The sequence below is a fragment of the Pseudidiomarina andamanensis genome (assembly GCF_009734345.1).
Taxonomy (GTDB): domain Bacteria; phylum Pseudomonadota; class Gammaproteobacteria; order Enterobacterales; family Alteromonadaceae; genus Pseudidiomarina; species Pseudidiomarina andamanensis.
Genome location: NZ_CP032551.1, coordinates 845865 through 862192, shown reverse-complemented (window position 1 = coordinate 862192; position 16328 = coordinate 845865). Strand labels below are relative to the sequence as shown.

At 46.4% G+C, this 16328-nt stretch carries 14 protein-coding genes; 12 read left to right on the top strand and 2 right to left on the bottom strand.

The genetic code is table 11. The features are described from left to right. Positions 1–127 precede the first annotated feature (127 nt). Positions 128–1408 carry a citrate synthase gene (locus D3795_RS04205; RefSeq protein WP_156266527.1) on the bottom strand — a complete coding sequence of 427 codons (1281 nt, stop codon included), beginning with the start codon at positions 1406–1408 and terminating at the stop codon, positions 128–130. A gap of 496 nt (positions 1409–1904) precedes the next feature. Here D3795_RS04205 and sdhC point away from each other — a divergent pair, with 496 nt between their 5' ends. The 11 genes from sdhC (at position 1905) to D3795_RS04150 (ending at position 14570) form a co-directional block, all read left to right on the top strand. Next, positions 1905–2279 carry a succinate dehydrogenase, cytochrome b556 subunit gene (gene sdhC, locus D3795_RS04200; RefSeq protein ID WP_156266525.1) on the top strand — a complete coding sequence of 125 codons (375 nt, stop codon included), beginning with the start codon at positions 1905–1907 and terminating at the stop codon, positions 2277–2279. Continuing rightward, positions 2273–2629, top strand: a complete 357-nt coding sequence (sdhD, locus tag D3795_RS04195; RefSeq protein ID WP_092854506.1) for a succinate dehydrogenase, hydrophobic membrane anchor protein — start codon at positions 2273–2275, stop codon at positions 2627–2629. The genes sdhC and sdhD overlap by 7 nt, the downstream gene beginning before the upstream one ends. Further along, a complete protein-coding gene (gene sdhA / locus D3795_RS04190; protein ID WP_156266523.1) occupies positions 2630–4396 on the top strand; it encodes a succinate dehydrogenase flavoprotein subunit in 1767 nt (588 codons plus the stop codon). A 15-nt stretch (positions 4397–4411) separates the two neighbouring features. Then, positions 4412–5131: a succinate dehydrogenase iron-sulfur subunit gene (locus tag D3795_RS04185; protein WP_156266521.1), complete on the top strand. Its 720-nt coding sequence runs from the start codon at positions 4412–4414 to the stop codon at positions 5129–5131. A gap of 101 nt (positions 5132–5232) precedes the next feature. Next, positions 5233–8040, top strand: coding sequence for a 2-oxoglutarate dehydrogenase E1 component (gene sucA / locus D3795_RS04180; protein WP_156266519.1), 2808 nt, complete (start codon positions 5233–5235; stop codon positions 8038–8040). Positions 8041–8053: 13 nt separating this feature from the next. Beyond that, a complete protein-coding gene (odhB, locus tag D3795_RS04175) occupies positions 8054–9589 on the top strand; it encodes a 2-oxoglutarate dehydrogenase complex dihydrolipoyllysine-residue succinyltransferase (RefSeq protein ID WP_156266517.1) in 1536 nt (511 codons plus the stop codon). Between the two features lie 145 nt (positions 9590–9734). Beyond that, positions 9735–10901, top strand: coding sequence for an ADP-forming succinate--CoA ligase subunit beta (gene sucC, locus D3795_RS04170; RefSeq protein WP_156266515.1), 1167 nt, complete (start codon positions 9735–9737; stop codon positions 10899–10901). Continuing rightward, entirely contained in the window at positions 10901–11773 is an 873-nt protein-coding gene (gene sucD, locus D3795_RS04165) for a succinate--CoA ligase subunit alpha (RefSeq protein WP_092854519.1), read from the top strand. The genes sucC and sucD overlap by 1 nt, the downstream gene beginning before the upstream one ends. 84 nt (positions 11774–11857) lie before the next feature. After that, positions 11858–12709, top strand: coding sequence for a DMT family transporter (locus D3795_RS04160; protein WP_156266513.1), 852 nt, complete (start codon positions 11858–11860; stop codon positions 12707–12709). 150 nt (positions 12710–12859) lie between these two features. Next, the gene (locus D3795_RS04155; RefSeq protein WP_156266511.1) at positions 12860–13144 is read left to right on the top strand and encodes an excalibur calcium-binding domain-containing protein; all 285 of its coding nucleotides are present in this window, start codon (positions 12860–12862) and stop codon (positions 13142–13144) included. A gap of 40 nt (positions 13145–13184) precedes the next feature. Further along, complete coding sequence (locus D3795_RS04150) at positions 13185–14570, top strand: COG3904 family protein (RefSeq protein ID WP_156266509.1); 1386 nt, start codon at positions 13185–13187, stop codon at positions 14568–14570. 75 nt (positions 14571–14645) lie between these two features. Here the strand turns inward: D3795_RS04150 and D3795_RS04145 are convergent, their stop codons facing one another. Beyond that, positions 14646–15206 (bottom strand): FMN-dependent NADH-azoreductase, encoded by a 561-nt coding sequence (locus tag D3795_RS04145; RefSeq protein ID WP_156266507.1) that lies wholly within the window; start codon positions 15204–15206, stop codon positions 14646–14648. Positions 15207–15353: 147 nt separating this feature from the next. On the opposite strand from D3795_RS04145, the gene D3795_RS04140 reads away from it, so the two are divergent. Further along, a complete protein-coding gene (locus D3795_RS04140) occupies positions 15354–16286 on the top strand; it encodes a LysR family transcriptional regulator (protein WP_156266505.1) in 933 nt (310 codons plus the stop codon). Positions 16287–16328: the final 42 nt, after the last annotated feature.

Genomic DNA, 16328 nt, shown 5'->3' with positions numbered 1-16328 from the left:
TGGCGTTTCTGAAAGGGTGCTGGTGTTTAGATGAAAAACGAGAAGAAAAAGTTTATGGGGAGATAGAAATAAAAAAAGCACTCCGAAGAGTGCTTTTCACTAATTAGTGGTGAATTTCACCGAAGCATTAGCGCTTCAGTGGTTTAAAATCACGCTTTGCTTCACCGGTGTACAACTGACGTGGACGACCAATCTTCTGGTTCTCTTCGCCCATCATTTCATGCCAGTGTGAAATCCAACCAACGGTACGCGATAATGCGAAGATAACCGTAAACATGTTGGTAGGAATACCGATTGCTTTCAAGATAATGCCTGAATAGAAATCGACGTTCGGATAAAGCTTCTTCTCGACGAAGTATGGGTCTTCAAGCGCAATGCGCTCAAGTTCCATGGCAACATCTAACAATGGGTCGTTGATGTTCAATTCTTTCAGAACTTCGTGCGCACTTTCACGCATCACGGTAGCACGTGGGTCAAAGTTCTTATAAACACGGTGACCAAAGCCCATCAGACGGAACGGATCGTTCTTATCTTTTGCCTTATCGATGTATTTAGGAATGTTCTCAACGCTACCGATTTGTTTCAGCATACGTAAGCACGCTTCGTTAGCGCCGCCGTGAGCAGGGCCCCACAACGATGCAACACCAGCTGCGATACACGCATATGGGTTAGCGCCAGAAGAACCAGCTAAACGCACGGTTGAGGTTGAAGCATTTTGCTCGTGATCAGCATGTAACGTGAAAATACGATCCATTGCTTTGGCAATTGTCGGACTGATTTTATAGTCTTCTGCTGGAACCGAGAACATCATGTTCAAGAAGTTCTCTGAGTAGCTTAAATCGTTACGTGGGTAGACGAACGGCTGACCAATACTGAATTTGTAAGCCATTGCCGCAATCGTCGGCATCTTAGCAATTAAGCGATAGGCACTACGTAAACGTTGCTTCTCGTCATGAATGTCGAGGTCGTCATGATAGAACGATGATAATGCACCAGTAACTGCGCATAACATAGCCATTGGGTGTGCATCGCGACGGAAGCCATTGAAGAAGTTATGCAAACCTTGATGTACCATCGTGTGCTTGGTAATGGTTTGCTTGAATTTCGCATATTCTTCTTCGTTCGGTGCTTCACCGTGTAGCAGCATATAACATACTTCGAGATAATCCGCTTGAGTCGCAAGCTGATCAATTGGATATCCGCGATGCAGAAGGATGCCTTGTTCACCATCAATGTAGGTGATTTTTGATTCACATGAGCCAGTTGCTAGGAAACCTGGATCAAAAGTGAAAAAACCATGTTTGCCTAAAGTACGCACGTCAATTACATCATAGCCGGCTGTACCAGATAGTACTGGCAATTCAATGGATTGGCCGTCAATCTGCAGGGTGGCTTTACGATCAGCCATAAGGAAATCTCCTTGTTTAAGTCTGCTTCATCACTAAAAGGGCGATAGAATTTACTTGATCTTAACCGTGAATGTCAATTCAAACGGCCGTTTAAACCGAATAAATCTGCTGATTCACGTCAAGTAAAAGCCAGTAATCCTGAGCATTCTCACGATTAAAGGTGCTAGTTTAACACGCCATTGTTACGCTACAACGTGACAGTCGGATGACAGCCACCGTAAAAAAATAATTGCGCCAACGTTATACGCCTATCTTGAATTGGGTTGTATGCGACTAAGGTAGAATTGTCATTGAGTGCTGGATTTTATTGGCTTGATCTATTGATAAATAATTTACGTTTTTAAGCGAAAGACGCCGCTAAGGAATTGTAATTCATAACCATGGCTTATATACTTTGGCGGCGATCTAACAGGGTCCTCTAAACCATTTCTACGGGACGAGGATGTTTGAAGTTCCGAGCATGTTAACAATGCTTTTCGTAAAGGCACAACAATCGTGAAAAAACAAAGACCTGTAAATTTAGACTTAAACACTATCAGCTTCCCGGCTGCAGCCATTAGCTCCATTCTCCACCGTATCTCTGGCGTCATTATGCTAGGTGGCGTTGGTTTCCTTGTTTGGGCATTGGCAATCTCTCTGCAATCACCTGAAGGCTTCGACATGGTGCACGGTTTGTTAACCGGCTTCATTGCTAAGTTCATCGCTTGGGGCATCATGACAGCATTGGGCTATCACTTACTCGCTGGCGTTCGCCACATGTTTATGGACATGGGCTACTTTGAAGAACTCGATTCAGGTCGAGTGAGCGCACAGATCGTTTTCGTGTTAGCAATCGTACTTTCAGTACTAGCAGGAGTTTGGTTATGGTAAAAGCAGCTTCAACATTCGGCCGCACCGGTAGCCATGATTTCATCTTGCTCCGTGCGTCAGCCATCATCATGGCGTTGTACACCATTTTCATGGTGAGCTTCCTAGTATCAGCAGAAGCCATTACGTACGCTACTTGGACCAATTTATTTGCGCACTTGGGAATGAAAATCTTCACCATGTTGGCATTAACAGCTGTGTTGATTCACGGTTGGATTGGTATTTTCCAAGTGTTGACTGACTACGTAAAAAACACGGGCTTACGAGCTTTTCTTCAATACGCAGTATGTGTCGCACTAATCGTATATTGGTTAGCCGGTTTATTGGTTGTGTGGCCAGTGGAGGGTGTCTAAGTGAGCGTACAAACACTCGAATTTGATGCCGTTGTAATCGGCGCAGGTGGCGCAGGTATGCGCGCTGCCCTACAAATCTCGCAGTCAGGCATGACGTGTGCCCTGATGTCGAAAGTATTTCCAACCCGTTCTCATACAGTTTCCGCCCAAGGCGGTATCACCGTAGCGTTAGGCAACGCGCACGAGGATAACTGGGAATGGCACATGTTTGATACCGTGAAAGGTTCAGACTATATCGGTGACCAAGATGCCATCGAGTACATGTGTAAAACCGGTCCTGAGGCAATCTTAGAACTTGAGAATATGGGCTTACCTTTCTCTCGCTTCGAGAATGGAAAAGTTTATCAGCGTCCATTTGGTGGCCAATCGAAAGCATTCGGTGGCGAGCAGGCGGCGCGTACAGCGGCAGCAGCCGACCGTACCGGTCACGCGTTGTTGCACTTGCTTTATCAGCAAAACGTAAAGAACAAAACCACCGTATTTTCTGAGTGGTATGCGCTTGATTTAGTGAAAAATGATGAAGGTGCGATTGTTGGTGTAACGACACTGAATATCGAAACCGGCGAAATTTTTTACGTGAAAGCCAAAGCAGTTGTGTTAGCAACTGGTGGTGCAGGCCGTATTTATGCATCAACCACCAATGCGCACATCAATACTGGTGACGGCGTTGGTATGGCATTGCGTGCTGGCGTACCAGTACAAGATATGGAAATGTGGCAGTTCCACCCGACCGGTATCGCCGGAGCGGGTACCTTGGTCACTGAAGGTTGCCGTGGTGAAGGTGGTTACCTCTTAAATAAAGACGGTGAGCGCTTCATGGAACGTTATGCGCCAAACGCGAAAGATCTAGCGTCGCGTGACGTGGTTGCCCGTTCAATGATGACTGAAATTCGTGAAGGTCGTGGTTGCGATGGCCCACTTGGTCCGCACTTGAAACTGAAACTTGACCACTTAGGTCGTGACGTTTTAGAAAGCCGCCTACCGGGCGTGTGTGACCTAGCGAAAACCTTTGCTCATGTTGACCCAGCAGAAGAGCCAATTCCAGTTATTCCAACCTGTCACTATATGATGGGTGGTATTCCAACTGACGTGAATGGTCAGGCATTACAAATTGATGATAAAGGTAATGCAACCCCAATTCATGGCTTGTTTGCTTGTGGCGAAATTGCTTGTGTATCTGTACATGGTGCGAACCGTCTTGGCGGTAACTCATTGTTAGACTTGGTTGTATTCGGTCGCGCGACCGGTTTACACCTAGCCGATGCAATGAAATCGCTGGGTGATGCGAAAGAAGCATCACAAGAGCAAATTGAAGCCGCTTTGGCGCGCGTTCGTCGTTGGGAAAACAACAAAGATGGCGAAGACCCAGTACAAATCAAGAAAGACTTGCAGAAGTGCATGCAGCTGAACTTCTCGGTATTCCGTGAAGGTAAAGCAATGGCTGAAGGTTTAGAAGAGTTGAAGAAAATCCGTGAGCGTTTACAAAATGCTCGTTTGGACGACACCAGTAAAGAATTTAACACCCAGCGCATTGAGTGCTTGGAGTTAGATAACTTAATGGAAACAGCTTACTCAACCGCAGTAGCAGCAAACTTCCGTACTGAAAGCCGTGGTGCTCACAGCCGTGCAGATTTCCCAGATCGCGATGACGACAACTGGTTGGTGCACACCGTTTATCGTCCACAAGACGAATCGATTGTGAAGCGCGAAGTGAATATGCAGCCAAAACTGCGTGAAGCATTCCCGCCGAAAGCGCGGACTTACTAAGGTTAGGTGACAACGATGAAGAAGTTGAATATTTCAGTTTATCGTTACAACCCAGACGTTGATAACGCACCGTACATGAAAGACTACACCGTAGAGGTGGAGAAAAATCGTGACATGATGGTGCTCGACTTGCTGTTGTTGTTAAAAGAGCAAGATCCAACGTTGGCGTTCCGTCGCTCATGCCGTGAAGGTGTGTGTGGTTCTGACGGTTTGAACATGAACGGCAAAAATGGTTTAGCGTGTATCACGCCATTGTCAGCGCTGAAGGGCGGTGATAAGAAGATTGTGATTCGCCCGTTGCCAGGATTACCGGTTATCCGTGACCTGATTGTCGACATGAGTCAGTTCTATACGCAGTACGAGAAAATTAAACCGTATCTGATTAACGATGACAAAACGCCACCAGCGCGTGAGCGTTTACAGTCAGTTGAAGATCGGGCGAAGTTGGATGGTCTGTACGAATGTATTTTATGTGCATGCTGTTCAACGTCATGTCCTTCGTTCTGGTGGAATCCAGACAAATTTATCGGGCCAGCGGGCTTGTTGAACGCTTATCGCTTCTTAATTGACAGCCGTGATACGGCAACCGAAGAGCGTTTAAATGAGCTTGACGATGCATTTAGTGTATTCCGTTGCCACGGCATCATGAACTGCGTCAACGTATGCCCGAAAGGTCTGAACCCAACGAAGGCTATTGGTAACATCAAATCCATGCTATTGAATCGCGCAATTTAATTAAATTGCGCAGATTTGCTATAGTAGTGGCCGAGCTGTATCGAAATAGCCATCCAGCTTGGATGGCTATTTTTTTATAAAACGAGTGTGAAGGAACAGCGATGCAAGATGGCGTAATGCAAGCCTGGCTAGAATCCTCCCACCTGGCTGGTGGTAACATGGCCTATGTCGAGGAATTGTTCGAGTTGTATCTCGACGATCCGACGGCGGTTAGTGATGAGTGGCGCAAATTCTTTGATCAATTGCCGCGTGATGGCGCTGGTATTGATACGAAGCATAGTGCGGTTCGTGAACAATTCCGTTCGCTTGCAAAGAATAAGCTTAAGCAAGCCGGTACGGTGACAGCGGGCGCTCCAGATCAGAAGCAAGTGAAAGTGCTGCAGCTGATCAATGCTTATCGTTTCCGTGGTCATCAGCATGCGAATCTTGATCCACTCGATTTATGGAAGCAAGAGTCAGTTCCAGATTTGGCGTTAGAGCACCACGACTTATCGAAAGATGATTTCGATAAAGAGTTTAACGTGGGCTCATTAGCTGTTGGTCAAGAGACCATGAAGCTGGGCGAAATTTACGAAGTACTGAACAATATCTACTGCGGTCCGATTGGCGCCGAGTATATGCATATTGTTTCTACCGAAGAAAAACGTTGGATTCAGCAACGCCTCGAAGGCGTTCGTGGTCGTCCAGAGTTTGCTAAAGAGCAGCAGCAGCGCATTTTAAAAGAGCTTGTTGCAGCCGATGGCCTCGAGAAATATCTCGGCTCAAAATTCCCAGGTGCGAAGCGATTCTCATTGGAAGGTGGTGATAGCCTGATTCCTATGTTGAAAGCGTTAATCAGCCGTGCGGGTGAGCAAGGCAGTAAAGAAGTCGTGATTGGTATGGCGCACCGTGGCCGTTTAAACGTTCTCGTGAACGTACTTGGTAAGAAGCCACAAGACCTATTCGACGAATTTGCCGGCAAACATTCGAATAACAAAGGTTCAGGTGACGTGAAGTACCACTCGGGCTTCTCATCTGACTTTGCTACGCCAGGTGGCGATGTTCACCTCGCATTAGCGTTTAACCCTTCGCACCTTGAAATTGTTAACCCAGTCGTGATGGGCTCTGTACGTGCGCGTATGGACCGTTTGGGTGACAAAACGGGTGCGAAAGTTTTACCGATTACCATTCACGGTGACTCGGCGATTGCCGGGCAAGGCATTGTTCAAGAAACCTTCAACATGTCACAAACCCGTGCTTACCAAGTGGGCGGCTCAATTCGTATTGTTGTGAATAACCAAGTTGGTTTCACCACATCGAAGCGTGAAGATACTCGTTCAACGCAATACTGTACTGATATTGCGAAAATGGTTCAGGCACCGATTTTCCATGTGAATGCCGATGATCCTGAAGCTGTTGTATTTGTGACTCAGCTTGCGCTTGATTTCCGTAACACGTTTAAGCGCGATGTGATGATTGACCTCGTTTGTTACCGTCGTCATGGTCACAACGAAGCTGATGAGCCAAGCGCAACGCAACCAGTGATGTACACCAAGGTGAAGAAACATCCAGTAGCACGTGCCATTTATGCTGAGCGTCTTGAGAAGGCTGGCGTGATTGATGGTGACGTGACCGAGAGCCTCGTTGGCGATTATCGTGACGCTTTAGATAAAGGCGAGATTGTTGTTGATGAATGGCGTGAAATGAAGAGCCACTCGTCTGATTGGTCACCTTATATTGGCCAAGAGTGGGATGTCGATTACGACGCCAAGATCAGCAAGCAACAAATTGAAAAGCTTGGTAAAGCGATGAGTACTGTGCCGAAAGAGCACAAGTTGCACTCACGCGTACAGAAAGTTTATGAAGAACGCATGAAAATGGCGAAAGGTGAAAAGCCGGCTGATTGGGGCTTCGCTGAGAACCTTGCCTATGCCACTTTGGTTGACCAAGGTGTTCATATTCGTTTGACTGGCCAAGATAGCGGTCGTGGTACGTTCTTCCATCGCCATGCGGTATTGCATAACCAGAAAGATGCAAGCACCTACATGCCGTTGAACAACATTCGCGATGGCCAAGGCCAAATTGAAATTTACGACTCAGTATTGTCAGAAGCAGCGGTTGTTGCATTTGAATACGGGTACGCCACTGCAGAGCCGAAAACAATGGTGATGTGGGAAGCGCAGTTCGGTGATTTTGCCAACGGTGCGCAAGTGGTGATTGACCAGTTCTTAAGTTCTGGTGAACAGAAGTGGGGTCGGTTATGTGGTCTGACGTTGTTGTTGCCACACGGTTACGAAGGTCAAGGGCCAGAGCACAGCTCAGCGCGTCTTGAACGCTTCTTGCAGCTGTCTGCAGACCACAACTGGTCGGTGTGTGTACCAACTACACCAGCTCAGGTATTCCACATGATTCGTCGTCAGCATTTGCGTCCGGTTCGCCGTCCGCTAATTGTAATGACGCCAAAATCATTGTTACGTCATCCTTTGGCGATTTCTGAGTTAGATGAATTAACAACTGGCGTGTTCCAGAATGCGATTGGTGAAATCGATTCTTTAGCGCCGAAGAAAGTAAAACGCGTGGTAATCTGTTCGGGTAAAGTCTACTTCGATTTACTCCAAGAGCGCCGTAAGCGTGAGCAGGAAGACGTCGCAATTATTCGTATCGAGCAATTGTATCCGTTCCCTGCTGAAGAAGTGGCTGAGATCATGAAAGATTATCAGCATGTGAAAGATTTTGTTTGGTGTCAGGAAGAACCGCAAAACCAAGGTGCATGGTATAGCAGCCAGCACAATTTCCGAGCGGCAATTCCAAAGGGCGCAGAGTTAACTTACGCAGGACGTGAAGCTTCGGCGGCACCAGCGGTAGGTTACTTATCTGAGCACAACAAACAGCAACAAAAATTAGTCGATGACGCGCTAACCATTAAATAGGTGACAATTGACCATGGCTATTGATATTAAAGTTCCACAACTCCCTGAATCTGTTGCTGATGCAACAGTTGCTACTTGGCACGTGAAGCCAGGTGACAAAGTATCGCGCGATCAGAATCTGGTCGATATCGAAACCGACAAAGTGGTGTTGGAAGTGGTTGCACCTGCTGATGGCGTAATCGGTGAAATCATCGCTGAAGAAGGCGCTACTGTCGGTGCTGAAGAAGTGATTGGTAAGCTGGAAGAAGGCGACGGCGCTGCAGCTGACAAGTCTGAAGCAAAGGCTGATGACAAGAAAGCAGAGAAGAAAGCCGATAAACCAGCTGACAAAAAAGCTTCTGGCTCAGGCGAAAAGCTTGAAGTGAAAGTACCTCAGTTACCAGAGTCGGTTGCCGACGCAACAATCGCAACTTGGCACGTTAAAGCAGGCGAAGCGGTAACGCGCGACCAAAACTTGGTTGATATTGAAACCGACAAAGTGGTGTTGGAAGTGGTTGCTCCAGCTGACGGCGTGCTAGCGGAAATTAAGCAAGAAGAAGGTGCTACTGTTGGTGCTGACGATGTGATTGGTATTGTTGAAGCCGGCGCTTCAGCAGGGGCAAGCGATTCAGCAAAAGAATCATCAAGCGAAAGCAAAGAAGAGTCAGCTGACGAAGGTGATAGCGAAGTGGCAGGCCCAGCGGTACGCCGTATGTTGGCTGAAAATAACTTGAAAGTGTCGGATGTTAAAGGCACCGGTAAAGGCGGTCGCGTCACCAAAGAAGATGTTGAGAAGCATTTGAAAGAAGGCGCGTCGAAGAAAGCTGAGCCAGCAAAAACAGCAAGCGCACCAGCACCAGCTGCCGGTGACCGCGATCAGAAACGTGTGCCAATGACACGTTTGCGTAAAACCATTGCGAAACGTTTGCTCGAAGCGAAAAACGCGACAGCCATGTTGACCACGTTCAACGAAGTGAACATGAAGCCAATCATGGACTTGCGTTCGAAGTACAAAGACGAATTTGAAAAGCGTCACGATACGCGTTTAGGTTTCATGGGCTTCTATGTGAAAGCGGTAACTGAAGCATTGAAGCGCTTCCCTGAAGTGAATGCGTCAATTGACGGTGACGATATTGTGTATCACAACTACTTTGATATCAGCATTGCGGTATCAACACCACGCGGTTTGGTAACCCCAGTATTGCGTGACACCGATAAGATGAGCATTGCTGACATCGAAAATGGTATCCGTGACCTAGCGATTAAAGGTCGTGACGGTAAGTTGACCATGGAAGATATGCAAGGTGGTAACTTCACCATCACCAACGGTGGTGTATTCGGTTCACTGTTGTCGACGCCAATTCTGAACCCACCACAAAGCGCTATCTTGGGCATGCACAAAATTCAAGATCGCCCAATGGCGGTTGACGGTAAAGTCGAAATTTTACCGATGATGTACTTAGCGTTGTCGTATGACCACCGCATCATTGACGGTAAAGAATCTGTTGGTTTCTTAGTAACCATCAAAGAGTTGTTAGAAGATCCACAACGTTTGTTGTTGGACCTATAACATAATGCACAGCCGCTGTGTTGCAATTGCGTGTCAATTGAAGCAGCGGCTGTATTTTTTCCGCGCGAAACTGTAAAATACGCGCGAATTTTCGGGTAAGCAGCATGACGCTGCTTTTGTTGTTCAAACGAATCGGAAGATCATCATGAACTTGCATGAGTATCAGGCTAAACAACTCTTTAAAGAGTTCGGTTTGCCAGTATCTGAAGGCTATGCAGTAGACACTGCAGACGAAGCCGTTGAAGCTGCCAAAAAAATCGGCGGTGATCGTTGGGTTGTTAAAGCTCAAGTACACGCGGGCGGCCGCGGTAAAGCGGGCGGTGTAAAATTAGTATCTAGCCACGACGAAGTGCACGCATTTGCGAGCAATTGGTTAGGTAAAAACTTGGTGACTTACCAAACAGACGCAAACGGTCAGCCGGTTGCTAAAATTTTGGTAGAAAGCTTGACTGATATCGCTTCAGAACTGTACTTAGGCGCAGTTGTTGACCGTGCGACACGTAAAATCGTGTTCATGGCGTCAACCGAAGGTGGTGTTGAAATCGAGAAAGTTGCCGAAGAAACCCCAGAAAAAATCTTGAAAGCAATCATTGATCCAACGGTTGGCGCACAGCCATACCAAGGTCGTGAACTTGGTTTCAAATTAGGCTTAAACCCAGAGCAAGTGAAGCAGTTCACTAAAATCTTCTTGGGCTTAGCGAAAATGTTCGAACAGTACGATTTCGCATTGTTAGAAATCAACCCGTTGGTTATTACTGATCAAGGCAACTTGCATTGCTTAGACGGTAAAATCAATATCGACAGCAACGCACTGTATCGCCAGCCTAAAATCCGTGAAATGCACGATCCTTCGCAAGAAGACGAGCGTGAAGCACAAGCGGCTAAGTGGGAACTGAACTACGTAGCGCTTGACGGTAACATTGGCTGTATGGTGAACGGTGCTGGTTTGGCGATGGGTACGATGGACATCGTTAAGCTTGCTGGCGGTCAACCAGCAAACTTCTTGGATGTTGGTGGCGGCGCAACGAAAGAGCGTGTTACTGAAGCATTCAAAATCATCCTGTCTGACAGCGCTGTTAAAGCCGTATTGGTGAACATTTTCGGTGGTATCGTTCGTTGCGACATGATCGCTGAAGGTATCATGGGCGCCGTTGAAGAAGTTGGCGTGAAAGTTCCTGTTGTTGTGCGCCTTGAAGGTAACAACGCAGAATTGGGTCGTCAGAAATTAGCAGAAAGTGGCCTGAACATTATCGCAGCAGAAAGTTTGTCTGACGCTGCTGATAAAGTGGTTGCTGCGGCAGGAGGTCAATAATGTCTATCTTGATCGATAAAAATACCAAAGTTATCTGCCAGGGTTTCACTGGCGGCCAGGGTACTTTCCACTCTGAGCAAGCAATTGCTTACGGTACGCAAATGGTTGGTGGTGTAACTCCAGGTAAAGGCGGTCAAACGCACCTTGGTTTACCAGTATTCAACACTGTACGTGAAGCCGTAGAAGCAACTGGCGCAACAGCATCAGTTATCTATGTACCTGCGCCATTCTGTAAAGATTCAATCATTGAAGCTGCAGACGCTGGTATCGAGCTAATCGTATGTATCACTGAAGGTATCCCAACGTTGGATATGCTTTATGTGAAAGAATACTTGACGCACAAAGGCGTGCGTATGATCGGTCCAAACTGCCCAGGTGTTATCACGCCTGATCAGTGTAAGATTGGTATCATGCCAGGTCACATTCACAAAGCAGGTAAAGTAGGTATCGTATCGCGTTCAGGTACATTGACTTATGAAGCCGTGAAGCAAACCACTGACGAAGGTTTCGGTCAGTCTACCTGTGTTGGTATCGGTGGTGACCCAATTCCTGGTTCTAACTTCATCGATATTCTTGAAATGTTCGAGAAAGATCCAGCAACTGAAGCGATCGTGATGATTGGTGAAATTGGTGGTACTGCAGAAGAAGAAGCTGCAGAGTACATCAAGCACAACGTCACCAAGCCAGTTGTTTCTTACATTGCAGGTGTTACTGCTCCTCCAGGTAAGCGTATGGGCCACGCCGGTGCGATTATCTCTGGTGGTAAAGGTACTGCTGACGAGAAATTTGCTGCGCTTGAAGCTGCTGGTGTTAAAACCGTACGTAGCTTAGCCGATATCGGTAAAGCGTTGCGTGAAAAAACTGGTTGGTAATAGCCACCAGTTCAGTCATGCTAAAAGCCGCTCTTTTGAGCGGCTTTTTTGTATGTATCACGATCACCCAACGGACAATCACCCATGAAGACAGCCATACTCTTTATCATTGCGTTGTTCGCGTTTGCGGGGAATTCTATTATCACTCGCTATGCGTTACTTGATAATACGATAGACCCTGCTTCGTTTATTTGGCTACGCATTGTCAGTGGTGCTATTGCGTTGTGGTTATTGCTTTCTTTTTTACGCCGCAACGTACCAAAATCGCAAGGCCATTCCGTAAAAGGAAGTTGGTGGGGTGCTTTAACGTTATCAATCTATGTCATCGCCTTTTCGTACGCGTATATGGTTCTAGAAACTGGGTTTGGTGCACTGGTGCTGTTTGCTGCCGTGCAGTTATCAATGTTTGGGGTAAACCTTGCTCAAGGTGCTCGGGTAAAATTCCGGGAATGGTTAGGTAGCGCAATTGCACTTATTGGTTTGGGTTATTTGGTTGCACCGAGCTTACAACTGCCCGAATCGTGGATATCGGTATTGCTGATGATTACCGCAGGGAGCGCTTGGGGTCTCTATTCGTTGCACGGGCGCGGAAGTGCCACACCATTAATTGACACCACCTATAATTTTACCCGAGCGATCGCGTTAGTTTCGCTAGCGCTGATATGGTTGCTTCCCAATTCACTGCTCTCTGCGAAAGGCATTGCGCTGGCAATTTTATCGGGGGCAGTCACTTCAGGTTTGGGGTATGCAGTTTGGTATCTGGTATTGCCGCGTATTCAGGTTAGTACCGCAGCAATTGGACAACTTAGTGTCCCTCTTATAGCAACAGCTGGGGGCATAGTCGTTGCCGATGAGCAGCTTAGTTGGCGCTTCATCATTGCCGCAAGTCTAATTATTGGTGGCATATTAGTTAATGTCATTCGATTTCGAACGTGATCTATAACGTTTGATATGACATACGCGTTAAATATTAAAAAATAACTATTAGCATTATAAAATTGTAATATTTGAATCTATTGTCTACGATTTATTCATAACAAATGTGGTGTGAGTGTTATTAACTATGTTATTAATCAGGTACTCCCCATGAAAAAAATAATACTAATTGCTGCGCTAATTCTTGCTGTATGGAATTACTTCGAAGAACAGAAACCTGCCGCGGAAAACCGTGGCGGGCTCATGAGCTATTTTGTGCAAACGGTTCATGGCAAAGTTGTTCAGAAGAAGCCTGAGTTTCACTGCGATGGGCGCTTATATTGTCCACAGATGAAGTCACGAGCCGAAGCTGAATTCTTTTTAGAGTTCTGTCCCGGCACCTATCTCGATGACAATAAAAATGGTATTCCGTGTGAAAATGATCCGCGCTTTTAAGCACATGAATTCGTCACAGGAACTCGCATAAGCTATGCTCATGGCCCTAAAGAACATTATTCTAAAGCACTGGCGTGGTGATTACTCGCTCGGTTTTGCGTACTGGATTGTCGGTGTTGGGTTAACCGTTGCTGTATCTATTATTGTCGCTCTGACAAATCAATTCGTAAGTTCTTTTGCCGTTAGTTCAAGTTTGTTTGGCAGTATTCTTGTTGTACTTTGCAGTCTCATCGTACCGTTAACAGTTTGGCAGCTTGTCGGTATTTGGCGTTCAGCGAAGTATCATACATCTGAAGGTGGTCGACTAATTTGGGCCAATGTTGTCAAAATTATGGTGGTACTTGCGGCAATTCGCGCTGTACTAGATTTCACTGAAATTGGTATACCTCAGTTTCAAGAAGGTGTTGATTTAATGTCGAATGGCGATGCTGTTGGCACCTTCGAATTACGAGTTTTAAATGCAGGCAAGGAGTTAGAGCTTATTGGATTTATACCGTTTGGAACGACAGCGAGTGTTCGAGAGGTAGTAGGTAGGTATCCTGCAGTTGAGGTCATCCATCTTAATTCAAAAGGTGGACGAGTCAGCGAAGCGGTGCAACTGTACGAGTTTATACAGAAGCAACAATTAGATACCTATGTGGCGAGTGAATGTTCTAGTGCCTGTACACTCGCCTTTATGGGTGGCAAAAATCGTTACCTGAGCAAACGCGGAATTCTTGGTTTCCATAGTGCATCACTGCCATCATCATCAATTGATAACCCGGCCCAACTAAACGATGAATTTAAGCGAATCTATCGTCAACATGGTGTCTCTGAACAATTTATTCGTCAGGCGGTAGGCGTCGATGGCGCAAGCATGTGGTATCCGGGTCAGTTAGAGTTAATTGCTTCACGCGTTGTTGATGACGTGGTTTCGAGTGATCGCTTTGCCGCAAGTAATGCCATACCGCAGTTACATAATACTTGGCAGCCTGAACATCTGCAGCAAGCCCCTGATAATGCCTTAGTAAACTATTGGCAAACGGTGGTTGATAACCTTAATTTTCTGAACTTTACCAATCCACAGCAGTGTGTGCAGTATTTGTATCCACATTGGTTTGAGAACTCACTCTCCTTAGTGACGGTTCTACCTACCAATTTATACAGTGCGCATCAACGCGCTATCGAACAAGTTATTGAGCAAACCGACTTGCAGCCAGATTATCGGGTAAAAATGGGAAGTACCCAAGTATTAGTGCAGAATATGATGGATTCAATTGCGCGTGATTATCCGCGCTATCCGGAAGTGTTGGGGACACCTGAGCAGTATAAGACGGAAGAAAAACTATTGTGTTCAGCTTCTGTCGTACTTTATGAGTCGGCATTACGACAGGGAACTGTCGAGAGACAAGCCGCGCTATTACGATACTTAGCGCATAGTGAATAAAAAAAGCGCACCAAAGATGGTGCGCTAATCACGACCAATCGGGGGAGGTCGTAAAACCGCGTTTAAAAGCCGAGCTTATAGTTCTGCTACTGCTTCTTCAGCAGCAGCTAGCGCTTGCTGACGAGGCTCATCACCCAAATTAACGCCTTCTGCACGAATTACATGAACATCGGTGATGCCGATGAATGCCAGCGCATTGCGTAAGTAGCTTTCTTGATGATCAAGCGCTGCCGCATCACCTTTGCTGTAGATACCGCCTCGACCTGATGCGATGTAAGCAGTTTTACCTTTTAATAATCCTTGAGGGCCTTGCTCGGTATATTTAAACGTAACGCCTGCCTTGAGTACGCGGTCGAGCCATGCTTTCAATTGCGTTGGAATAGTGAAGTTGTACATTGGTGCGCCGATGACTAAAACCTCAGCAGCTTGAACTTCAGCAATCAACTCATCGCTCAGCGGATTTTCGCTCGCTAACAGTGTTTCGGCGTCAAGATGTGGTACCGGATTTACAACCAAATCACGATGGATGACATCGGCTTGTTGTTGTTTGGTCAGATGCGCAACGATGTCGCGACTAATTTTACGGCTAACGGATTGTTCAACAAAGATACCAGAATCAATATGCAAAATTTTCATAGAAACCTCTCAATTAAATGTGCGCTGTGGTTTATTACTCAATGAAGTAAGTTTAAATATGTTCCATTTATGGCGGTAGATGGTTATATTGGGAATAAGTGTTCCAAAAATGGAACGAAGGTTAATAGCGTGAGAGGATTAACTGCTATGGCGATTCCTGACTTAACGAATTACCTTATTTTTGCGCGAGTTGTTGCTGCAGGCAGCATCAGTGCAGGAGCGCGCGAACTCAATATGCCGAAATCGACGGTAAGCCGGCGCCTAACAGAACTTGAAGACGAGCAAGGTGTCCGTTTGCTTCATCGCAGCACGCGTGGTTTAAAGCTCACCGATATCGGACAAGCTTTTCTCGTGCATTGTGAAACGCTTGTCGCAGCGGCAGAAGCTGCGCAGCAAGTCACACAAATGGTACAAGAAACACCGAGGGGCGAGATTCACGTGAGTTCGCCTTATGCCATTAGCCAAAGCATGTTGGTCACATTGCTTCCGGAATTCATGGCGCTTTATCCCGAGGTGCGTATTAATTTAATGGTAACCAATCGGCCAGTAAATCTTATTGATGAAGGCATTGATGTGGCCTTGCGTGTACGTCCATTTATTGAAGACTCGTCACTCATAGCACGTCCGCTTGCTGATTCGCCGGGTACGTTGTATCGCAGCCCCAATCGCGGCGACGTTGCTCGTGTCGATAAACCATTGCGACATCCGCTCGATCTTGTTCATTATCCGCACCTGAGTTTACATTACACCAGTGGTCGGTATCGCTATGACCTCACGTCAAAAACCAGTGAAAAACTAACCGTGAGCTTTCGTCCACGACTCATTACTGACGATATGATCGTGTTACGTGAGGCTGCAATTGAAGGCTTGGGTATCGTCTCATTACCAAATTACCTCTGTGAGCAAGCGTTACAAGACGGATTACTGGAACCTGTATTGCCAGATTGGTCATTACCGATTGGCATTATGCATATGGTTTATCCCTATCGCCGCGGATTATTACCGGCAGTACGTGTATTTATTGATTTCTTAGCTGAGCGACTGCCAGCTACGGCACAACGATCATTAAACACGATATAAACACTTTTATTTTCTCGCCGACTCACTACAATCATTCAAACA